This is a genomic window from Sediminicola luteus, from assembly GCF_002514735.1.
Classification (GTDB): domain Bacteria; phylum Bacteroidota; class Bacteroidia; order Flavobacteriales; family Flavobacteriaceae; genus HQA918.
This window is the reverse complement of sequence record NZ_KZ300477.1, coordinates 351,424-373,730: the sequence shown is the minus strand read 5'-3', so window position 1 is coordinate 373,730 and position 22,307 is coordinate 351,424. Positions and strand designations below refer to the sequence as shown.

The window sequence follows — 22,307 nt, the reverse complement described above, 5'->3', positions numbered from 1 at the left end:
AAGAAATGAAAAATACGATATGAAGATTTTAGGAAGCGAGGAATGGTGCCAATTGAACCTATTGGGTGTTCCGGCCATTAAGGCCAGGGTGGATTCAGGTGCGAAGACCTCCTCACTCCAGGCCAACAATGTTAAGTTCATTACAAAGGGATTGGAGGAATGGGTCAGGTTCGAGGTAAATCCTATCCAAGAGAATAGGAGCGTTGCCGTCCCTTGCGAGGCCAAGCTGGTGGATGTTCGGACGGTAAAAAGCTCGCAAGGTATTTCCGAAGAACGACCGGTGGTTAGGACTATGGTAACCCTTGGGGACGATTCATTCGAAATCGAACTGACCTTGGCCAATAGGGATACCATGGAGTATAGGATGCTTTTGGGGCGGGAAGCCTTGAATGGACGTTACTTGGTGGATCCTTCCAAAAGTTTTTGCCACGGGGAGGTTACCGAAAAGGATATGAAGGCGAAGTATAGTCCATACTTCACAAAAAAAACAGGTCTTACCCTAGGTCTATTGGCCAGTAACCCTAACCTGTACAGTAACAAGAGGATAATAGAAGCAGGTGAGGCCAGGGGACATGAAGTGGTTTTTCTAAACGCCGAGCACGTGTATATGAAATTGGACGCAAGTTCACCGGAGATACGGTACCGTGGGGGAAACATATTGGATATGTTCGATGCGGTTATTCCCCGCATAAAACCATCCATAACCTTTTATGGGTGTGCATTGCTGCGTCAGTTCGACACCCTTGGGGTGTATTGTCTGAATTCCGCCGATGCGATCACGAAATCCCGGGACAAGCTATTCGCATCCCAATTATTCGCCAAGAATGATATCCATATCCCGATAACGGGTTTCGCAAAATCCCCATTGGACACCAAGGACCTGATAAGGATGGTCAATGGTTCTCCATTGATAATCAAATTGCTGGAAAGTACCCAAGGAAAGGGTGTCGTACTTGCGGAGACCAATAAAGCGGCCGAAAGTGTTATCAATGCCTTCAAGAGCGTACAGACCAATATCCTGGTACAGGAATTCATAAAAGAGGCCAACGGTCAGGATATACGATGCTTCGTTGTGAACGGAAAGGTGGTGGCCTCGATACAGAGACAGGCCCAAAAGGGTGAGTTCCGGGCCAATATCCACCAGGGGGGAAAAGCGTCATTGATAAAGATAACCGCGGAAGAACGTAAGCTTGCCGTAAAATCCGCTAAGGCGATGGATCTGGTGGTCGCAGGTGTAGATATCATACGATCCAATCGGGGCCCTCTATTGTTGGAGGTGAACTCTTCACCTGGCCTGGAGGGGATCGAAAATGCAACTGGTAAGGATATCGCGAATGTGATGATTGAGACCATTGAAAAGAAATTGAAGTTCGTTTAGAGGTCAACAACCTTTATGGGCATCCCAAAAATGATACCGGTCTATCCCAGGACATGTATCCCATGGCATAGGAAGGCATGGACATAAACCTTATAGACGTTACGGGAAACCGGTTTCGATGTTTATGATCGGATAGGTACCATCAAAGCGAAGGGTTTACGGATAGGTCCGGTATTCTGAAAAAGCCAGGTGAAAGCCTGGCTTTGTTTATCGTATCGATACTTATGAGGGTATTGTACCCTTTTGGAATCCATGGTTATAAATATGGATATCCCGTTGGGGGAATGGAATGGTAACATTATTTTCCCGGAACAGTCTTTCGATTTCAAAATGAAGATCACTTTTGGGTTGGATGGCCATGAAGCTATCCGTTACCGTAAAAACCAATTTGAAATCCATGGAACTTTCCCCGAACCTTTCAAAGAATACCAAGGGCTCCGGCCTCCTAGCTATACCTTTGGTATTGGCCGCGGCACGCAGCAACAGCATCTTGACCAACGATACGTCGGAACCGTATGCCACTCCCACCGAAATCGATTCCCGTGTGAACTTGTCGTTTTGTGTCCAGTTGTAAAGGGTATTGTTAAGATAGGTATGGTTGGGGATGATCAACACCTTGTTTTCGATATCAAGCCCTTTGGTGGTACGTAGATTGATCTCGGTCACCTTAAAAACCCTACCATCCATCTCGATGACATCGTTTACATGGACCGTCTTGTCCAGCAGTACGAAAATGCCACAGATGATATCTTGGAAAAGTGTTTGTAGGGCCAGACCGACACCAATGAGCAATGCTGCCGAGGCAGCGAACATGGCGGTGATATCCACACCTAAATTGTCCAGTGACAGAAAGAATACCACCACGAAAACGAAATATTTGACAAAAGAGAATATGGTATCGAACTTCCTACCATCCTCTTCCGGGAGTTTTCTTGTGACAAGTCTCTTGATAAAGGTCAAAAGTAATGCGGTAACCAGAAAGATCATCAAAATGAAGATTATGGACTTTACTGTGATTTGGATATCCTTTCCAAGGTGGAAGGCATGATTGAGAATTTCGTTGACTACTTTCATTAAGCTTTGGATCTGGTTATCATTTCATTGTTGTCCGTATATACCTTCAGGACGATAGGGTGCCATAGTTTCGTTTACCTGTCATTTTTAGCAAAACGTCCAATCATTTTGGAACAGCCAAGTATCAAGAAGCGCCGGTATGGTAAATCAGGAAAGTGGTATCGGTTTGGTTCCAAGGGAAAATCTAGTTCGATTCGATGGTGGATCGGGGATTTTCTTCCATTTTGTCCCCCAAGGGGTCAAGAACGACACCCATCTGAATTTTTTGCCGATACGTTTTTCTTGTTAGGTTACCATGTTTAAAGTGGGAACGTCCACACCGAAACTAAAAGTACTAAATTTGAAGAACCGATACCTTCATTTATGGCTAAAAAATCAATAAAACGTGCATTGGGCCAAGTCCCGGGGACAGTGGTCTATATAGGGGACAAGCAAAAGGGACGTCCCAATATCGATGGGTTCGAATACGATAGGGAATCCTTTAAGGAGCATGGATTGGAGTCCGTAGAAGATGTTTTTCCCATGTTGGATACCAAAGGGGTAACCTGGATAAATTTCAATGGACTCGATCATGTGGGGACCATAGAAGGTATCGGTACCCATTGTAAACTACATCCATTGATCTTGGAAGATATCGCAAATACCTTGCAAAGACCGAAGATGGAGGAGTATGAGGGCTATATTTTCCTGGTTGTGAAAATGCCCTATTTCGATAATGATGGCAAGTTGAGGATTGAGCATTTGAGTATCGTCCTTGGTACAGGTTTTTTGTTAACTTTTCAAGAATCGGAAGGGGATGTATTCGAGGATGTTAGGAATAGGATACGCACAGGGAAAGGAAGGATAAGGTCACTGGGTGCGGATTATCTTTTGTTCTCCCTTTTGGATGCAGTGGTGGATAACTACTTCACCCTATTGGAGTCATTGGGTGAGAAAGTGGAGGCTTTGGAGGATGATCTATTAAAGGGAACGACAATGGAAGGATCGGTGGTCAGGGTACAGGAACTCAAACGGGAGATTTTGAAGATAAGGAAGGCCGTGGTACCGATGCGGGAGGTCGTCAACCGGATGGATAAGGATGGCAACCCGGTCTTTTCAAAAAAGACCCTTCTCTATCTTAGGGGGCTATACGATCATGTGACCCACGTGGCCGAGAATGTTGAGGTACTCAGGGAGATGGTCTGGGGCCTAATGGACATGTACCTGACCACTATCAGCAATAGGACCAATGATGTTATGAAAATCCTTACGATAGTAGCCTCTATCTTTATTCCACTGACATTTCTTGCCGGGATTTATGGCATGAACTTCGAGTATATCCCAGAACTTGGATATCGTTATGGATATTTTGTGCTTATTGGCGTCATGTTGTTGATATTCATTGGCTTGGTCGTTTTCTTCAAAAGAAGGAACTGGCTATAGCCGATATTGTACCCCCTATCCGAACCATTTTCGAGAACCTATTTGGCGGCAGTCTTCTTCATCGGGATTCATCCCAAAAGGATAAGGAGGACCCAATGGTCCTCCTTGGTGGTCATCAATCAATCAACTTCAGTCCTACTATGGTCCTTTCTATGGTTTCCATTTCCCCACCGTCTTCATCAAGGTCCGATCCGATGTTCTCTTGATAGTCGACTTTGAACTTGTCACCGAGCAATTCCGTGGAATCTAAATCGAATGACTCCAGAACCTCGGTCGTTGCGGCATCGAATTCGATGGTGTCCTCATCCCCGAACTCATTGGTATAGGTAAAACTATACATGCCATCATCAAGCCCGTCATAGGTACCGATAATGGTGTAGACCTCTTGTTCTACGTTTTTTTTGGTGTTTTGGGGAATACCAATTAGGCCGATCATGGCCAAAACCACGAATACGGATACTTTTGCGAATCTTTTCATAATTTGTTTTTTAATTGTCCATTTTTCAGTTTTACCGTTTGCGGAACGGTCAATAGCGATCCAGGGACCGGCTATTTTATCTAATTAGGTAAACTCCATGGGCCAGGGCCGACCGTTAAGGGATTTGCATCAACTGAGATCAATCATTCTTATGGCCCTGTTCGAACCACCATACTCTATCAAGTCCGGGCGTTCCTTTTAACAACCTAACCAACAATGAACGGTCCGGGTCTTTTGAGCTGGTGCTTACAAAGGGTTCATATCCATGGAGGTTTACCGTTAGTTTTCTTTATGGTTTTTATTATGTTCTTATCTGTTTCCAGTCTTTCACCGGTGCTCCCTTTTTTGGGATACTCCAGTTTGTTTAGGATACAACGCATGGCTTCCCTTCTAGCGGTTTCCCGATGGTTTCCATTGATAACCGTCCAAGGGGAAAGTGGGGTGGAGGTGTTTTGGAACATCCATTCCTTATAAGTGGTGAATTCCTGCCATTTCGCCTGGGCATGCACATCTACCCTACTTAGTTTCCATTGTTTCAGGGGGTTGGAAACCCTTTCCTCCAGCCTTCTCTTTTGTTCATGGGGACCAATGGAAAACCAAAACTTGAAAAGATGTATTCCGTCCTCTACCAACATTTGTTCCAACTGGACCACTTGTTTTTTGAACCTATCATATTGCTCTTGTGTACAAAATCCCATTACCGGTTCCACCACGGCCCTATTGTACCAACTCCTATCGAAAAACACCATTTCCCCAGGCCCGGGAAGATGTTCGATATATCTTTGAAAGTACCATTGTCCCATTTCCTTCTCCGTTGGCTTGGAAAGGGCCACAACGCGGAACAGCCTTGGATTTAGAAATCTGATGAACCTCATAATGGCACCTCCCTTACCGGCCGTATCCCGTCCCTCAAACAGGACGATTACCCTTTGATTTGTTTCCTTGATGTGCTGTTGCAGCCAGACCATTTCCGTTTGGAGGTTTATGTACTCGGGATCTTCCTCAGAATTAAGAAATTTCATGATATTAGCGATTTTTGATCGGGACTGGGATCGTTGAATGTTCAGGCCTCCCTACCCCATGAGTTTTATGATTATCAGATCGATTACTTCAAACAGTATCAATAGTATGATTACCCATTCCAAGCGACTACTGTCCCTATGGAACATAATGTCCTTGAACAGATCCAGGTTTTCCTTAACGATATCCAGTTGTCTATTAATGGTCAGATAGCGATCTTTTAGATCGAACTTGTCCTTCAATAGATCGTTCAACCTATTGAGTGCCTCGTCTTCCCAAGTTATCCCGGGAGAATCGAAAATGTATAGGTTTTCAGAGATTCTATTTTTGACGTTCAGTACTTTTCCGATATACTTTTTAAGCGTCCTGCCCCCAATATCCAATTTACCCTTGCTCTCTAGGATACTGGTGTGGCCCCTTGTGTCCTCCAACAACCTTTCGGTGATTCCGGCAAAGTAGTCCAAGGCAACGGATTGGGCCGTGTTCATCATGATCAATCTGATTTTTCCCTCATCGTGTCGCACAAGGTAGACGCTATTGAAATCGGTACGCATGGTCTCAGATCCCGTCTGAACGTTGATGGTCTCCAGTAGGGGGCCATCTGCAAACTTTGGGGAATCACAGAACCGATAGATACTTCTTTTTATCTCTTCCGTATCACCAATATCGATGTTGTAGGTACAGATGGTTCCATATCTGAATATGTACAAATAGCTTTCAATGCCGCATTTGAGGAAAAGCTCATCCCTGTCCTCGAAGAGGGGGTAATAACTAAAATGTTTCTTACATCCTTGAATATCAATGGCGTCCGCCAATTGATATGCTTCTATCTTTGCTTTCATTTTCCTTTATTGAATATCTCATTTTGATCTGTGAACGTTTTGAATTCCAGCGTGTAACCGTTAGGGTCCTTGATAAAAAAGGAATGGTGCTCCCCGGTTTTGTTCTGCATAAAGTTCACGACCATGGTCACCTCAAGATTCGGGTCTTTCCGCATTTTGTTATAAAGGCCGTCCCAATCCTTTTGATAGATGATAACGCCGAAATGAAAGGCGGGCAGTATGTGTTTATCCAGCTTGTACTCCCGACAATCGAAATTGTACCTACCGTTACATATGAAGGTAATTTGGTTGCCGAAAAGGTTCACGTCCATCCAACTATCGGTCGATCGGCCTATAGGAAGGCCGAGGTCATCCATATAAAAGGATCGTGTAAGGTTAAGGTCTTTGCAGGGCAGTGATAAATGAAATTTTGCTTCCATAATTAAAATCCGTTGACTTTTTTTTGAAACTGATCGAAGTAGAGCGCCACTGCGCTTCGGTCCTCTCGGTCCAAGAAGTCCAGGCATTCATACCAAGTTATCCAGTGGACACCTTTGAATTTATGGGGTTCAAGTACCTTGGGCTCGCCTTTGGGGCTCAATGCAACGTAGTAATGCTTGTATGTTTTGATCTTGTTCTTTTTAGGGTCTATCCTAGTGAGGAAGAAGTCCACCTTTTCCATTAGAAGTGAAATCCCCACTTCTTCTTTGACCTCCCTTACCAATGAGCCTTCTTTACTTTCCTTTTTCTTGGTCACCCCCCCAGGGAGGGAATACCTCTTTCTTGGACCTCGTTTTTCCAGGACAAGGACCTTACCCTTCTTTATGGCGATCAGCCTCGATTTATCGACTATTTTCAAATACTTCATCTTGATGCTTTAGGTGTTCGATCTAATCGTCACCATCATATTGGTTGTCCTCATCTTGATCGAGCGGATCAACATTTCCCGATGTGGGGGAATATTTCCCCATCTTTACCAGGTAAATGGTATCCTCCGTCCTTACTTCAAGACATTCTACCAACTCCCCATTCGCGGTACGGAAGTTGATTATCTCATCATCATCAAAACCATCACCGAACTTTGCCGTGAATAGGGCACGGACGGTGGGGTCGAGTTTCTTATGATCGATGATGATCTTTTTCAGGTTCAGGTTTGCCTTGGTTCCCATACTACATGTTTAAAAGGTATGCGAATACCAGTGGGGCGACTATCGTTGCATCGCTCTCGATAACGAATTTCGGTGTTTCGACACCCAGTTTCCCCCAGGTTATCTTCTCATTGGGTACGGCGCCCGAGTAAGATCCGAAACTGGTGGTAGAGTCACTAATCTGACAGAAATAGCTCCAAAAGGGAACGTCCGTGCGTTCCAGGTCTTGATAGAGCATGGGGACCACGCATATGGGGAAATCCCCGGCTATTCCACCTCCGATCTGAAAAAATCCGATACCATTTTTGGAATTCGCGATGTACCAATCCGCTAGATAGTGCATATACTCTATTCCCGATTTTACGGTCGAGGCCTTTAGTTCCCCCTTCATGACATAACTTGTGAATATGTTGCCCATTGTACTGTCTTCCCAACCGGGGACCACCATGGGTAGGTTGGCCTTGGCCGCTTCCCACATCCAGGAATCCCTGACATCTATCTCATAGTATTTTTCAAGTTCACCGGAAAGTAAAAGCCTATACATGAATTCATGGGGGAAAAGCCTCTCTCCTTTTTGGTCGGCCTCCTTCCAAATCCGGAAAACATGTTTTTGCAACCTCCTAAAGGCTTCTTCCTCAGGTATACAAGTGTCGGTTACCCTGTTTAGTCCCCTTTCTAGTAGTTGCCATTCCTGTTCTGGGGTCAGGTCCCTGTAATTGGGTATCCTTTCATAACTGTTATGTGCCACTAGGTTCATTATATCCTCTTCCAAGTTGGCCCCGGTACAGGAAATGATATGGACTTTGTCCCGTCTGATGGCCTCTGCGAAGATCTTACCTAGCTCGGCGGTGCTCATGGCACCGGCCAGGGTCACCATCATTTTGCTCCCTTTTCCCAATTGTAGGGAATAGGCCTTGGCCGCATCCACAATGGTGGCCGCATTGAAATGGAGGAAATACTTTTCCATGAACCTCGATATGGTTCCTTGTGTGTTCATTTTTTTTGGGTTTATCTTGACTGATATCGATTTATGAATCTTGGTTTTGTACCTCCCCCTCCCATGGGGTCTTTTCGTTCTCGAACTTATAGCTCAGCATCTTATAGTAAAGCTTTGCGGCGGTAAATTCGGAGGCCGCACTGGTAGCGTGTGGGCACAGTTCCACGATATCCATACCTACCACGTTCTTCTCTTCGAATAATTTTCTAAGGAATGCCAGAATGGGATACCATGGCAACCCCCCGGGTTCCGGTGTTCCGGTAGCCGGTAGAACTGAGGGGTCGAAAACATCCAGGTCAAAGGTCAAATAGACATTTTCGGTCATAAGTTCAATGGCGTTGTCCATCCAATAGTCTTCATCCAACATTTCATGGGCATAGAATATTTTTTCTTTATCGACCATGGTTAGCTCCGAGACGTCCATGCTCCGGATGCCCAATTGGATAAGATTGTGGTTCTCACTGGCCTCGTACATGGCACAAGCATGGTTGAACGGACTACCCATATAGGTTTTCCTAAGATCGGCATGAGCGTCCAACTGTACCACGGTAAGATCCCTGTACATTTCGCCCATTGCCCTAATGGCCCCAATGGATATGGAATGCTCCCCCCCGAAAAGGCTGACGAACTTTTTTTTCAAGATGTATTTTTTTGTGGCCCGATATACCTCTTCCACCATGGATTCGGGATCTTTATCCTCCAAAATGGGTGGGGCCAGATATATGCCCCTTCTGTACACCTCGGATCCGGTCTCTATATCATACAGCTCCATGTTCCCGGCTGCATCCAGAAATGCCTGGGGCCCTTTATCGGCCCCTTTGCCCCAAGTACTGGTGCCATCATATGGCACGGGTAACAAAACGATATTGGACGTGCCTAGGGCCGCGTACCTGTCCGGAATACCTGCAAAGTTCTTGTTGTTTTCCATTTGGTCTTAGTTTTGTAGATGATTTGAATAAACCGGGTTACCTAAGGTGGCAATCTCTTCGGAAAAAGGCCCAACTTCCTTTTTGTCCCTGTATCCGAGTAGATCCAGGAATACACCTGAGCCTTGTTGCTCGGAAAGGATTTTTGTGGTAACGGCCCCGTCCTTGGTACGATCTATCAGGATATGTCTTGGTTGGGGTATCAGACAATGCTGTAGCCCTCCATATCCACCAATGGATTCCTGATAGGCCCCGGTATTGAAGAACCCGACGTAAAGGGGTTTGTCCTTGTCATATTTTGGAAGGTAGATGGCATTGGTGTGTTGCTCACTATTATAGTAATCATCGCTATCACAGGTAAGCCCACCCAGTAGTACCCTTTCATACCGATCCTCCCACCTATTTATGGCCATCATGATGAATTTTTTGTTTATGGCCCAAGTATCCGGAAGGGTTGTGATAAAGGAGGAATCGATCATATTCCATTTCTCACGATCGTTCTGCTGTTTCTGATATAGGACCTGATAAATGGCGCCCCCACTTTCTCCAACGGTAAAGCTTCCGAACTCGGTAAAGATATGGGGTGGTTCTATCCCAGCCTCATCACATGCCGATTTGATCTGGTTGATGATTTCAGATACCATGTATTGGTAGTCATAGTCAAAAGCAAGGGAGTTCTTTATTGGGAACCCCCCCCCGATATTAAGGCTGTCCAATGAGGGGCACATCGCCTTTAGGTCGATATAAACCTTTAGACATTTGGTCAATTCGTTCCAGTAATAGGCGGTATCACGGATTCCGGTATTAATGAAAAAATGTAGCATTTTGAGTTTAATTCGACCGTTTTCGCTGATCTTCGATTGGTAAAAAGGAACTATATTCTTGTAACCGATCCCTAATCTTGAAGTGTAGAATTCGAATTTAGGTTCCTCCTCGGAGGCGATCCGTATCCCGATTTCAAAATTTTCGGATATCCCGTTTTGTAGAAGGTCCAACTCCTCGTAATTGTCTATTATAGGTATACATTTTTTGTGGCCACTGTTTATCAGTCGTGTAATGTTCTGGATGTATCTATCCCTTTTGAACCCATTACATAGTATGTATGTATCCTTATCGATCTTACCGCTTTTTTTCAATTCTTCCACGATTTCGATATCAAAGGCTGACGAAGTCTCTATATGGATGTCGTTTTCGAGAGCTTTGTCCAAAACATGTTTAAAGTGTGAACTTTTCGTGCAATAACAATAGTTATAGCTAGCCGGATAGTCATGTTCCTGAATTGCCCGGGCGAACCATTTTTTGGCCATTTGGATGTTCTCCCCGATCTTGGGCAGATAGGTGAATTTCAATGGTGTACCGTAAGTCTTAATGAGCTGCATCATCTCCACACCATGGAAGCATAGTTGGTTGGCTCCGTCCAATGTGAACTCATTTTGTGGGAATTCATATGTTTGATCGATCAGATCGATGTACCTGGTTTTCATCTAAGTGGGTTTTGAATTATGGAATAGGTGCGACAGCCCTACTTTCGTAGGATTATTCTGTAAAAAAAGTCTTTGGGTACAATAGCCCCTAAGAACCGATTTTATGAAAATCAGTACCTAAACCCGGTAGATGAAATAAGATTCTTGTGAAAATCCAATGGACTCCCTTAAAAGGAAGGAGTTGAACATCGAAGAAGTCAGCCTTAGAGTTCGGTCTCCCATCCCTGGGCAAGCTTTCGGAGTAGACTTCATTATTCTCCTAAGCCCGAACCTGAAAATAAGTTTCATTTTGTTAGGCAATACACCCAATCTTTTTTGGGTACATTTTATGGGGGTAAATATATAAATAATAATGAGCCGACCAACTTTTTGTTTTTTTTTTTGCGTCACGCGCCTAAAAGGCTGAAAAACATCTCAATATAACAGCGCCAAGTTGGGCGTAATCCGAAAAAATGGCTTGTTATGGGATATTATGTTAACCAAGTCCGGTACTTGAAACGTTGATTTGCCATTACTAAGATCAAAAATGTATCAAGCCTCATGTTTTGGTTGGGTTTTGTGGTTACTTCGCACGTAAATAAAAGTTGGAAGTGTCGATTAAGTTTTGCAACTTTAACAAGGACTTATTCTAATTTTTAAAGGTGTGCAGCTCTTACAATATAGGATTGAGATTTTTTTGACACTGGTATTATTGGTACTATTGGTCATATCCATTTTATTGATAAGGAGGATGATAGGCCGTTTCGCATTATTGAATTCTATTGAAGTCAATAGGAGGAAACTTATTCTTAACCTTTTCTATCTTCTGGTATATGTTATCGCTTTTGCCATTTTAGCATTGATATGGGGAGTGGATTTTAAACAGTTCGCCGTCTTTATCTCATCCGTATTGGCCGTTTTGGGGGTGGGTTTCGTGGCAACATGGTCCATTCTATCCAATTTGTCCGCCAGTGTGATACTTTTCTTTAGTAATCCCGTGCGGATCGGGGATAAGATCCGTTTATTGGACGCGGAGTTGGATATCTGTGGTAAGGTTAAGGACATAACCGGTTTTTATACCATGATCGAAACGGAAAATGGCCATTTGGTTTCCCTTCCTAACTCCATGGTTATCCAAAAGGGTATACAGATATTGTAAATTGGTAGATGTTTCGTTAGCTTATCCTAGCCCGGGAATCTCGACCGTAAAGGAATGGATTTGGTAATCGGGGTTCACTTGTGCCGGTTAAAGGGCAGTATCTAACCTTAGGGATCCGATCAGGTCCGATCATTTATCAATGTAACCTGATTCTCCACGATTTCCTTTATAGGTATGACGACCTTTCCTTTCTCGGTCTTTAGGACCAAGCTGATGTTATCGATACGTTCTATGGTTCCCGACATACCATTGAATTCTATTTTATCACCTATTTCATAATTCTTCCTGGAATAGTGGCTCTGTAGTAGGGACTCTACGATTTTCTTGGAACCCAGGCCAATGGAAATTGCCACGGTTAGCAGGAATGCACCGAGGATCAATGTAACGTTATTGGTCAAAACCGTGGTATCTATCCCCGCTTGGTCCAAGGCCGTCACACTGGTTACTATGGCTATGACATAAAAAAGAATACCACCGATGGCCTTTGCTCCACCCAGATCCAGGGATCCATAGAATCCCGTGACCGTTTTACGTACGAACCTGGCCAGATATAGCCCTAAAAAAAAGACGAGCAACGCACTGAAAAGCTGTGGAAGGTACCTCAATAGGTTCCCGATTTCATTGGATACGAAATCCCAATCCATTATATCCGCGGCAATGATCAAGGCCGTTAGGAACAAAGCCCATTTGACGAATAACAAGATGGTTTTCGATATTCCGAATTTCATGTTGATATTACCAAAGAACCTTTGCTCTGAAAGCTTGCTGGAGAATCGCTCGATCTGGGGTAACTTAAGGATCCTTTTGATTAGAATGATGATGACCTTGCTAATGGCCCAACCGATCAACAGGACCAGGACCGCCCCGATCAGTTTTGGTAGTACCGAGAGTACCCTATTACCAATATCGCTAAGGGTGTTCAGCGTTATATCCTTCCAATTTGAGATTTCATTCATTTTATGTGGTATTAGGTTACATTTAATCGTTTCGTTTCTTTTTTCTTTTCCCTGATGTTATCAGTGCTTGGTGGGATGTAAGGGTAAAAAGTGTGGTCATATCCATCGATAGCTTGATGAATCCGATATTGGCCATAACTTTATCTTTTAGCCCTGCTGGAACCTGCTCAGGGTGCTCCGACAGGAGTTTAAACGGATTTTCCTTTTCCATAACACCAATCCCTAGTAGGGACCTAGGCTTATCCGGTGGTATATGGTACCGGTTCAGACCTAATAGTCCATTTGAAGCTTTGGACAACTAAAAGGATAACTGGTCACCCTGAAAATCAAAAAAATATTCTGAAAACTAGTTCGGCCCCTTTTCGCGATCTTCCTTTTCATCATTCTTCATAACATCAAATATTGCGGAAGGGGATATCCATAGGAAAAGTTCGGTGAATTCAAAGAACAACCTTAGAGAAGAGAAGTCCTTGGTCACGTTCCTACGGATTTCCGTGGGCACATCTTCCTTAGTCTCGATTTCCTTGAAGGGATTCTTTTTTTTTCTCATCTTTTGAAGCGGTTGTGGCCTTAACGACCCTATTTCGCGCTCTTTTGAGCCTCATTTTGACGGCACTTTGGCCAAGCCCCATAACTTCTTGTAGGTCCTTTATCGAGACTTCATCCTGATATTTAAGCAAAAGTAGGGCTTTATCCTCAGGGTCAATCTTTTCTAGGGCGATCTTCAGGCTTTCCGCACGGATCTCAAAAAGTTCGTCCTCATCCACATCCTCTTCGTCTTGTTCAAGGTAAAACTCATGTTTCTCCAGACTATCCCCTAGAAAATCCATTGCACTACTTTTGCCTTTCTTTTTATAGTTGACACACAGATTATAGGTTAGTGCATATAGCCAAGTAGAGAATTTTGACCTTCCTTCAAAGGTATGGAGTTTAGTAAAGACCTTAAGGAAAACATCCTGTGTTAGATCCTTGGCTACATCCTTTTTCTTGGTGAAACTTAGACATTTATTGTACACCTTAACACTGAACCTATCGTAGAGCTGGGTAAACAATAAAGTGTTGTCCGATTTTTTTATCAATTCAACCAGCTCCTCATCGGAAAGGTTTTTAGTACTCCCATGAGAAACGAACTTGCCAAGGCTGGCAAACAAGAGGAGTAAGTACTTGAAGGGCCCCATCCGATTTAAAAATTCATGGATAAAAAATCCATACCTAAAAAAAGTGACCTTCGATAATATTGTTGTCCAAAGCTATACAAACGCAAAAAACGCTGATATGTCATTCGCAAAATTATTTGAATCAGGAAACACCAAGCCTAATATAGCACATTTTGCAGCCATTGCAAATATTGCTGCAGTGGATGGGATTATAAACGAGGAAGAGGAAAAACTCTTAGCCAGATTTGCTATGAAGTTGGATATCGATGAGGACCTCTCAAAAGAGATACTTAAGAACTTGGATAAATATCCGATACCGACAACAAGTTCGAAACAGGAAAGGTTGGAGTACATTTATGAACTGTTTCGGATGATATTCGCTGATCATTCCGTTAACGAAGTGGAAATGAAGATGATATATCGTTATGCCATTGGATTGGGATGTTCGCACGATAGGGCAAAAGATTTGATTTTCAGATCCGTAAAAATCTTTAACGGGGAGATATCTTTTGAGGATTACCAGACTTTGGTCGGGTTTAAATAATCGCTTAATATAGTTAATCGATGTACCAGTCCGATAATACCGAGAAGTTGATGCTGTTCGCCCAAATGTTGAACCTTGCCTATGTGGACGGAAGTAGTAATAAAAGCGAACTGCGTGTTCTTTTTTCTTTTGCCGAAAAACTAGGAATTTCCAACAAGGAATTTGAAAAGATTCTGCGGGACCCCGAAGATTATCCGATTGTTCCTTTGAAGTCGTTGGGGGCACGGATGGAAGCGGTATATTCTTTTTTCTCTTTGATTTATTCCGATGCCAAACTGGACGCCAATGAATACTATTTGGTCAAGGATTATATAAAGGCCATCGGATTTGATCGGAATACATCCCTAATTATAACCAATAGGAGTATCGAGTATTTTGAAAATTTGAAAAAGGGTACCAAAGCCTTAGGGTTCGATCAGTTCAAAACAACTGTTTTTGTCAATAAACAGAATGCTTAGGGGTTTATGACATCTTAGAAATGGGAACAAGGTATATGTGAAACCATTGTAGTTAGTCATCAATTGAATTCCATTTACCTATAAAAAGTAATACTAAAATTGCGACGAATATTATAACAACCCATGGCCATATGGTCGTTTTTGATTGGTAAAAGTCAATAGGGGCCGTATCCCCCATCAAGATTAAACCTGCCCAATATTGGGGATGTAGCTCCCTACCTTGGGCCGTTCTTAAATACTCGAGTTTGGCCATTCTCAAGGCCCTATCCTTAGTTAAGCCTTCCTTTAATCGATTATAGAATGATTCAAGGATCCGGGCACTTGATCTTTCATCGATCTGCCATTGACTGGTAAGTATACTCTCACTTCCGGCATAATGGAAAGCATGGGCCAAAGAGATCATTCCTTCCCCGGGACGGTAGCCTGGTTTTCCGGTTTCACAGGCCGTGAGTATTGCGAGGTTCGAACTAAGGTTTTGGTTGTAGATTTCGTAGGTGTACAGATTGTTATCCTCAAGGTCCAGTGAATCGGTTATATTCTTTGCGAATACCAAACGTGATAGTTCCGGCCTTAAGTTATTGGACTCGGCATGGGTACCGATATGTATGATCTTGTGTTCCTTGGCCCGCTGGGAGAACAATTTTTTCGAGGCCCTCTCGTTGAGGTACATGGTGCCGTCGAATTCCTTGCCCAGCTTTTGGGCCAATCGATAACTGAAAGGCTGGGGCAAGAGGGTTAAATAGGCCTCATCGAAATCCAAGGTATCTTTTAGGGCCATTTTGTACTCCGTCTTCATCCTATTGTTGAATTCAGGGGCATAGGCCACCAATCCGGAAGGGAATAAGGTGGGGCTTTGATCGGGATCCAATAACATTAGGCTGTAGTGATAGGAAAAATCGTGTTTGGCCAACAGTGACCTATGGGCATACCCGCCAAAAGTGGTCACTTTTTCAGGGCATAATAGTTCAAAACTGAGATTGAACAACTCGCCATCTGGATAAATAATGACCCTTTCCGTCGAAACATGGGTCTCGAAAGGTTTCCAAAGCCTGTCATATAGGATTTGGGCCGCCCTTGATGATCGCTCGATTTTCCCTAGACGTTGGATATCACTCAGATAGGGGGCGATCTCCACTTTGCCAAGATCGATCAGTACCTCCCCTTTTTTACTGGCCACATAGACGAAGTAGTTTCCTTCGACCCGTAGATACCTGATAAGGGTGGTCCGTTGTGGGATTCTGGACGGGACATCCTTCAGTGTGTTGGTTAAATTGGCATAGCGTAGGTTGTAATAAGAGGGGAGGGTATTTTTCAGGGAGTCCTTGAATCGCTTCCAGGTCTCCATCAAGGTAAAGTAATCCTCCATGTTACCATTAGGAACACGTAAAATGTTGTTGACCCGCTTTATTAACGCTTGTTCCCGTTTTACGACCCCGATTGGTACATTCTTGAATCTATTTCCGGCCAAATTGAATTTTAAGCGGATCCGATTGTAAACCGTAGATTCATGCACCGCTAAGATCTTGGTTATCATACCTGGATCCTTGGTCCTTTCATATAGATCGATCATCAGACGCAATCGAAGTTGGCCGAGTTCCTTGAAACGTTCATAAAGTTGATCCAAATCCCCATTGTTGGTGGTTATCTCTTTACGCTTTTCCAATATTCCGACCACTTCTTTCAATACTTCAAGCTGTTCGGTCAGAAATGCTACGTTCGGACTTTTTTCCATATAGTACGAACTCCTCACCTTGATAAGGATGAACTGGGAGCGGTATAGGTCTTTTTGGATACGGTCCAAACCCGTTGCGCTGGTCGGCGAAGGGGTCGATAGTGAAATACCCGTATCCGCCCAATGGATGGCCATTTGATGATTGCCCAACTTGGTCTGGACCTCTGCAAGGTTCCCTACTGATTTGAGGAGTTCCTGACCGTTACCCATATTGTGGGATTTTATATAGGAATACGGTTTTTCGGCTACCCCCACCGCTTCTGTTTGGTACCCATGTCGGGCCAAAAACAGGGCCTTGTCCCTCAGTAACCCCAGGTGTTCCTTCCCCATTCCTTCCCCATCGGATCTTATATAAAGTTTCTCTGCCCTATCGAAATGGTCCTTTGCCCCTGGGATATCATGGTTTTCACTGGCGATCTTGGCCAGCACATAATGGGCGTTGCCCTGCCAAAGGGGGTCGGTCAGTCCTATGCTGTCCAAACCGGAAAGCCCCCTTAATGCGAATTCTTTGGCCTGGGACCAATTCCTTAGGGCAAGTTCACTTTGAGCCAGAGCTATCGCATATCGTGGTAACTCGGGGTCATGGGGGGACAAGAGTCCCTCTGCCAGACCATGGGCGAACCGGATGATGTCCCGGGCCTTGTCTACTTGTCCCAGATCATTGTGATAGATCGAAAGGTTGTATATGGCGAAAAGTCGGTTACGTTTGGCATTGGCCCTCAGTTCAGTGTCTTCCGTCGTTCGAATGATTTTGTCATAATCATTGATAACCTGTCGTTGGAGTCGTAGTGCGGACTCCAATCCTCCCATGGATTGCTCCAATAAGGCGATATTGGCCCGGATACTGGCACTTTGTAAAAGGTTTTCGTTCCCTGTCGAGTCTTTGTTGATCAATATCTCCAAGGCTTGCCCATAATGGTTTTTGGCCTTATCCAATTCCGTGGACATCCAAGCGGTGGCGCCAAGGGCGTTATATAGGTCCGAAAGGTTCCGTGCTTGGGTGGCCCCGTCCTTTTTATAGTGCTCCAATGCCCTTACAAAAATGCTGTCGGCCTTGGATACCTGCCCCAGGGATAAATGGCATACCCCTAGATTATAGGTGGTCTTCCCAATTTCTTCTTGGGTGGCACCCTGAATGTTCTTGATTAGTTCCAGTGTGCGTAACGTTAATAGCCTGGAACGTTCCAAAAAACCTTGCCTATCGTAAAACGCAATGGCTCTATCGTATAACTTCAAGGCCTTGCGGTCCTGAAGGCCCAAATCCGGAATCTGCCCGATGAAGGTGTCGATTTCCCTTTTGGCGGTGGCCGGTCCGGAGGAACGGAGGTGTGCCATCGCCAAATAATCGACATATCGCTCCAAGGAATCCATACGTCCTAGTTGTAGATCCCTTTCCCATTGTAGGTCGATCTCATCAATGGCCTGGTGATATCGCTTGGCCCGTAATAAGGAATCGATTCTATCATTACCCCTATGTTGTGCGTAAGTACCGTGGATGGCAAGAAGGGTTGCCAAGAAGGGATACAGGAATCGCCATTTCGGTTTCCTTGCCCCTATTGGCCTTGGGAAGTGTGGATAGGTCGAAATAGGCATGATCGGGGGTTTAGTTTATTCCAGGGCTTTACGTAATTCAGTGGCCATGGGCCGCTCACTTTGGTCCAGCAAAACTTTGGCCTGTTCCCTATCGTCATTGTACAGATGGATCAAGCCAAGGTAGTATATAGCATCCTTGTTAAATACACTTTTGGGGTCGTCCATGACCCTTTGTAACAAGGGTAAGGCTTTTTCAATATTCCCATTCGCCAAATAGGCGGAACCGATAAAATATGTCAATGAGTCATTTTCAATACCCGTTGATCGTAAACGCTGCCACTTTTGGATAGCGGTATCGTACTCCCCCAGTTTGTAATCGACCATTGCCTCGTAAAAAGTATAGTCAGCTGTATTACCCATTACGGTAGGCAATCCAGGGTCAGGGGTATAATAACTATGAAAGAGCCTTTCCGTTTGGCTTTGCCGTGTCAAGATCCAAATCCCGGTAACCAATAAGAGGACGGTTCCCGCCGCTATGGCATAGTGTTTCGCTCCGATTCGGTATTTGGTCCTTGCTTTGGTTTTGGTCGTGGCCACCTTGTGGAACCCTATCATGGCCCGCCTAAGGCCGAATTCTTCAACCCCCCTGAACAAAACCTTGAAATCCGCAAAGTTTTGGGCCATTACGGGATCATGTTTCAAACTTTCCTCGAAAGTCAGGCGCTCGTCAGATGGCATAAGATCCATCAGATAGCGTTCGAAGGTCTCCTGTCGTGCTGGGCTTACATCGTTCCGTCGATCATCCATGGTTAAGGATTTTATGGCTCAGTGATTTAAGTTTTTGCATGCACCGATATTTTTGGTTTCGGGTCGACCCGGGTGTTAGACCGGTTGTTCGCGCGATATCCGCTATGGACCTGCGTTCGAAATAGAACAATGTCAACAGTTGGCGACATTGGGGGCCCAAACGCCCCATTGCCGCTTGTAGGGCCGATCTTTTGTCCCTTTGGGGCCCGATCTGTGGCGGTTCCCCTTCCGTGGGATCGTTGGATACCGAAAAAAGGGACATGTCCAATTTTACGGTCTTCTTGAATTTGGGCGAACGAAGGGTGTCCACCCATTTATTCCTGGCAATGGTAAATAGATAGCCCGCAACATTACCTGTAACGAACTTTTCTTCCTTGATGTTCCTCCAACAACTAATAAATGCCTCTTGGAAAATATCCTTGGCCTGTTGGGTGGTCCCTTTGTTATTTAGTACATATACTTCCACTTTGGGATAAACCGTTCTATAGATCCCCTCCAGGATGTCCTGGTCATTCTGGCGGAACCCGATTAGGATATTATGGTTATTTTCTGGTAGCGTATCGCCCATACCGTGTTGAAAGTATGGGAAATTTAAATAATTTCGTTTTTCTATGAAATTATTGGGGTCTAAATCATCTATTTATGGTTCATTACCTCAATCGTAGCAAATGGTCACGGTAGCAAAACCTTTTACATCGTTGATAAAGGCCCTGGCATTGTCGCTATAGTTGTCACTGCAAGAGGCCCCATTTCCCAAGCCGGAATGTACCACGAAAACACCACCTTCGTCGATGACCTTGGCTCCGTTAAGGTCTTCGTTGGTCCAACTGAAACCGCCCAAGTTGTAAAAGTGGTTATGCATCCTACTTTGTACTTCGTTCCATTGTACCCTATAACCGGTCGCGTTTTCATCCTTGGGGATACGCACGACGATCTCCCCGGAGGTGCCCTGTCCACAGGCCAGGTCGTTCGGGGTATTCCAAAAACGGGGTTCCAAGGCCAAGGTCTTGATATCGCAATCGGGGTCGTTCTTGATATCGATTTGGGCTTCGACCTTATCGATATAGGTGTATCGGCTTTCTTCCTTGTTTTTGGAATAAACGGAAACGGAAACGGTCTCCCTGCCTTCCCTTTCCTGCTCCAGGGCATGGTAGTACACCGTACCTTCGTTAGTTTTGGTCATACCGCTTTGACTTCCGTTGAACAGGCCGAATTGGGCAGTACAATCCCAAACGAACCTATAGTCCTGGGTCATGCTGTTGACGGGATCCTTCCCATCCGTCCAAAGGACCTTTAGGTTGATCCTTCCACCGCCTTCAACCGTGGCCCCGTCCGGACTTATCCGGAACCCCAAGGGGACCACACTTACCTTGGCGGTTTCCTCATTGATTTTGGTCAGGGATTGCCCTTGTTTGAGATAGACCTCCACTTGGATCTGATCTTGGGCCCCTTCGGGCAGTTCCATGGTATTGGAACTGAAATAGCTTATTTGGTCCCTTGAACTGGTAAAGGAGGTCCCTTCCTTTCCGAGGTCGTCCCGGATCACACCATAGGTTCCCGTTGTGGACCAGTGGTATTCGTAGCTCTGTCCGGGGGCCAAGGCCCCATCCTCTACATAGGCCTTGAAGTCCTTTTCCTGTCCTTGGACGGCCAATGCGCTTTCCGGCAATAGGGTTACCTTACCTTTGTTTACCGTTACCTCCCATTGCTCGAGGTATTCCGAATTGCCCATGGCGTAGAGGACCCTGGTATAATCCACGAGCTTTAAGAAGATATCGGTACGTTCCAGCCATTTACCCATGGCACTGGCCATCTCCGTGGCCTTGGTACTGTTCTGTATGAAATAGTCCGGGGATACCTTGACCCCTGCCGCGGTAACGGCATCCAATAAGGAGGTGATCAGGTCCCCGGCCTTTCCCCCGAGGGCGTTATTGTAATAGGAATGGTAAAAGGCCTCCATGGCACCATAGTAGTCCCCATTTTTCAATGGCTGGTCTATGGCGGAAATGGAAGAACCGATAATGCTTAATTGATCTACGAATCCTTCAAAATGCTCTTCTATGAACTTGGGGTCTTCCTTAGAGTCCCCCGGTTTGGTGGCCTTGGTCTGGCCCAATACGTCCAAGAGCAGGGGAAGTACGAGTTCGTAGCCCCAGGTCTCGTAGATCAAGCGGTCCAGTTTTCGCGATTCGGACAAGGTCATACGATCTCTGGGGGCGGAACCTACGGAGGGGCCGATAACCCTACACTTATATGACACTTGATCCTCTTGATCGTCAAGGGGCAGATCAAACGGGCCGGCTTCCGTTCGGGCGAAATCCAGGCCGGCACCTCCACCATAATCCGCTATCACACCCATTACCTCCCTTATAGCTATGGGCGAATCGACCTTGGTATCCTTTGTGGCAGTGTGATCCTGCCCGCCATATTGGGGGATCAATTTGGTGCCCGTACCATCGTCATAGGCGATACTGTCCTTGTAGAGAAAGGCATGGGCGCGACGGCGATAGTTATTGATAAGGGAAAATGAGAAGGAACTGTCCTCGCGAAGTTGGATCCCACTTCTGATATCCGATCCGTCCGTTTTGATCTTGGCGAAGATATCGACATGGTTCTTTTGTCCTTCCCATTCTTGTAGTGTTTCGGCGATCCGATCTGCGAACCCTTGGGAGAATAGATAGTTGGCGTCTTCCTTGAATTTGGCCTCGGCATCGGCCAACAGGGCTTCAAAATAGGGGAGGCCGTCCACTTCCCTTAAGAACCGCTCTTTGACCTCCAAAGGCAGGAAGACGGTCCCCAAACTGTAATATAGGTTGACCACTACCGTGGACCTGACCGATATTTCTGGGTTTTCCCTGTCGATAAAACCTGCTAGGATCGCCTTTCCATCGGGGGCCTGCAAAATGGTCAGGGTGGTAGTCCCATCATTGAGGATGGCTTCCGAATTACCTTCGGTGGACACGGGATAGGACTCGAAATGTGATGTCAAATGATTGCCGTTAAGCTCAAGGTCCGATCCTTGCGGAAGGTGGATGGCAACCTCGGTGGTAGGGATGTTGCCGGCAGGGTCGTTGTCGGGGTCGTTGGGATTGGGTGGGCCGTCACTCTGCCCTGATCCGGGGGGGGCATCTTTAGCGCCATCATCAGAACTACAGCTTAGTATCAAAATCCCTGCACAAAAAAGTGTCAAAAAAAGGCTAATATAGGTTTTCATAATCCGAATTTGGTTCGTTT

22 protein-coding genes are annotated in these 22,307 nt (G+C 45.1%); 5 read left to right on the top strand and 17 right to left on the bottom strand.

Going from position 1 to position 22,307, the window contains the following annotated elements:
• Nucleotides 1-19: 19 nt before the first annotated feature.
• The gene (gene rimK, locus B7P33_RS06240) at nucleotides 20-1,378 is read left to right on the top strand and encodes a 30S ribosomal protein S6--L-glutamate ligase (protein WP_097441109.1); all 1,359 of its coding nucleotides are present in this window, start codon (nucleotides 20-22) and stop codon (nucleotides 1,376-1,378) included.
• 222 nt (nucleotides 1,379-1,600) lie between these two features.
• Here the strand turns inward: rimK and B7P33_RS06235 are convergent, their stop codons facing one another.
• Nucleotides 1,601-2,365 (bottom strand): mechanosensitive ion channel family protein, encoded by a 765-nt coding sequence (locus B7P33_RS06235; RefSeq protein ID WP_245871681.1) that lies wholly within the window; start codon nucleotides 2,363-2,365, stop codon nucleotides 1,601-1,603.
• Nucleotides 2,366-2,815: 450 nt separating this feature from the next.
• Between B7P33_RS06235 and corA the strand changes: the two genes are divergently transcribed.
• Nucleotides 2,816-3,874 carry a magnesium/cobalt transporter CorA gene (corA, locus tag B7P33_RS06230; RefSeq protein WP_097441107.1) on the top strand — a complete coding sequence of 353 codons (1,059 nt, stop codon included), beginning with the start codon at nucleotides 2,816-2,818 and terminating at the stop codon, nucleotides 3,872-3,874.
• A 115-nt stretch (nucleotides 3,875-3,989) separates the two neighbouring features.
• Here the strand turns inward: corA and B7P33_RS06225 are convergent, their stop codons facing one another.
• The 9 genes from B7P33_RS06225 to B7P33_RS06185 form a co-directional block, all read right to left on the bottom strand.
• Nucleotides 3,990-4,352, bottom strand: a complete 363-nt coding sequence (locus B7P33_RS06225; RefSeq protein WP_141402401.1) for a hypothetical protein — start codon at nucleotides 4,350-4,352, stop codon at nucleotides 3,990-3,992.
• A 257-nt stretch (nucleotides 4,353-4,609) separates the two neighbouring features.
• Entirely contained in the window at nucleotides 4,610-5,374 is a 765-nt protein-coding gene (gene ppk2, locus B7P33_RS06220) for a polyphosphate kinase 2 (RefSeq protein ID WP_097441105.1), read from the bottom strand.
• 51 nt (nucleotides 5,375-5,425) lie between these two features.
• On the bottom strand, nucleotides 5,426-6,214 hold the full coding sequence (locus B7P33_RS06215) for an RMD1 family protein (RefSeq protein ID WP_097441104.1): 789 nt from the start codon (nucleotides 6,212-6,214) through the stop codon (nucleotides 5,426-5,428).
• Nucleotides 6,211-6,633 carry a VOC family protein gene (locus B7P33_RS06210; protein ID WP_097441103.1) on the bottom strand — a complete coding sequence of 141 codons (423 nt, stop codon included), beginning with the start codon at nucleotides 6,631-6,633 and terminating at the stop codon, nucleotides 6,211-6,213. Before B7P33_RS06210 ends, B7P33_RS06215 begins: the two co-directional genes overlap by 4 nt.
• Before the next feature lie 2 nt (nucleotides 6,634-6,635).
• Nucleotides 6,636-7,061, bottom strand: coding sequence for an NUDIX hydrolase (locus B7P33_RS06205; protein ID WP_097441102.1), 426 nt, complete (start codon nucleotides 7,059-7,061; stop codon nucleotides 6,636-6,638).
• A gap of 22 nt (nucleotides 7,062-7,083) precedes the next feature.
• Complete coding sequence (locus B7P33_RS06200; protein ID WP_097441101.1) at nucleotides 7,084-7,362, bottom strand: hypothetical protein; 279 nt, start codon at nucleotides 7,360-7,362, stop codon at nucleotides 7,084-7,086.
• Between the two features lies 1 nt (nucleotide 7,363).
• A complete protein-coding gene (locus B7P33_RS06195) occupies nucleotides 7,364-8,338 on the bottom strand; it encodes a deoxyhypusine synthase family protein (RefSeq protein ID WP_097441100.1) in 975 nt (324 codons plus the stop codon).
• Nucleotides 8,339-8,369: 31 nt separating this feature from the next.
• The gene (gene speB / locus B7P33_RS06190) at nucleotides 8,370-9,266 is read right to left on the bottom strand and encodes an agmatinase (RefSeq protein WP_097441099.1); all 897 of its coding nucleotides are present in this window, start codon (nucleotides 9,264-9,266) and stop codon (nucleotides 8,370-8,372) included.
• Between the two features lie 6 nt (nucleotides 9,267-9,272).
• A complete protein-coding gene (locus tag B7P33_RS06185; protein WP_097441098.1) occupies nucleotides 9,273-10,748 on the bottom strand; it encodes a type III PLP-dependent enzyme domain-containing protein in 1,476 nt (491 codons plus the stop codon).
• A 643-nt stretch (nucleotides 10,749-11,391) separates the two neighbouring features.
• Here B7P33_RS06185 and B7P33_RS06180 point away from each other — a divergent pair.
• Entirely contained in the window at nucleotides 11,392-11,886 is a 495-nt protein-coding gene (locus tag B7P33_RS06180; RefSeq protein WP_245871679.1) for a mechanosensitive ion channel domain-containing protein, read from the top strand.
• Between the two features lie 119 nt (nucleotides 11,887-12,005).
• Here B7P33_RS06180 and B7P33_RS06175 read toward each other — a convergent pair whose 3' ends face one another.
• From B7P33_RS06175 to B7P33_RS06165, 3 genes are all read right to left on the bottom strand, one after another.
• Nucleotides 12,006-12,842: a mechanosensitive ion channel family protein gene (locus B7P33_RS06175; RefSeq protein WP_097441096.1), complete on the bottom strand. Its 837-nt coding sequence runs from the start codon at nucleotides 12,840-12,842 to the stop codon at nucleotides 12,006-12,008.
• Between the two features lie 346 nt (nucleotides 12,843-13,188).
• Complete coding sequence (locus B7P33_RS19230; RefSeq protein ID WP_141402400.1) at nucleotides 13,189-13,392, bottom strand: hypothetical protein; 204 nt, start codon at nucleotides 13,390-13,392, stop codon at nucleotides 13,189-13,191.
• Complete coding sequence (locus B7P33_RS06165; protein WP_097441094.1) at nucleotides 13,352-14,020, bottom strand: RNA polymerase sigma factor; 669 nt, start codon at nucleotides 14,018-14,020, stop codon at nucleotides 13,352-13,354. The genes B7P33_RS19230 and B7P33_RS06165 overlap by 41 nt, the downstream gene beginning before the upstream one ends.
• Before the next feature lie 97 nt (nucleotides 14,021-14,117).
• Between B7P33_RS06165 and B7P33_RS06160 the strand changes: the two genes are divergently transcribed.
• Nucleotides 14,118-14,543: a TerB family tellurite resistance protein gene (locus tag B7P33_RS06160; RefSeq protein ID WP_097441247.1), complete on the top strand. Its 426-nt coding sequence runs from the start codon at nucleotides 14,118-14,120 to the stop codon at nucleotides 14,541-14,543.
• 20 nt (nucleotides 14,544-14,563) lie between these two features.
• Nucleotides 14,564-15,001 (top strand): hypothetical protein, encoded by a 438-nt coding sequence (locus B7P33_RS06155; RefSeq protein ID WP_097441093.1) that lies wholly within the window; start codon nucleotides 14,564-14,566, stop codon nucleotides 14,999-15,001.
• Nucleotides 15,002-15,053: 52 nt separating this feature from the next.
• On the opposite strand, the gene B7P33_RS06150 is transcribed toward B7P33_RS06155, so the two are convergent.
• The 4 genes from B7P33_RS06150 to B7P33_RS06135 all read right to left on the bottom strand — a co-directional run bounded on the left by B7P33_RS06150 (nucleotide 15,054) and on the right by B7P33_RS06135 (nucleotide 22,287).
• On the bottom strand, nucleotides 15,054-18,326 hold the full coding sequence (locus tag B7P33_RS06150; protein WP_097441092.1) for a CHAT domain-containing protein: 3,273 nt from the start codon (nucleotides 18,324-18,326) through the stop codon (nucleotides 15,054-15,056).
• A gap of 15 nt (nucleotides 18,327-18,341) precedes the next feature.
• A complete protein-coding gene (locus B7P33_RS06145) occupies nucleotides 18,342-19,073 on the bottom strand; it encodes a tetratricopeptide repeat protein (RefSeq protein ID WP_097441091.1) in 732 nt (243 codons plus the stop codon).
• Nucleotides 19,066-19,641, bottom strand: a complete 576-nt coding sequence (locus tag B7P33_RS06140) for an RNA polymerase sigma factor (protein ID WP_097441090.1) — start codon at nucleotides 19,639-19,641, stop codon at nucleotides 19,066-19,068. The genes B7P33_RS06145 and B7P33_RS06140 overlap by 8 nt, the downstream gene beginning before the upstream one ends.
• Nucleotides 19,642-19,728: 87 nt before the next feature.
• Nucleotides 19,729-22,287 carry a hypothetical protein gene (locus B7P33_RS06135; RefSeq protein WP_097441089.1) on the bottom strand — a complete coding sequence of 853 codons (2,559 nt, stop codon included), beginning with the start codon at nucleotides 22,285-22,287 and terminating at the stop codon, nucleotides 19,729-19,731.
• Between the last annotated feature and the right edge of the window lie 20 nt (nucleotides 22,288-22,307).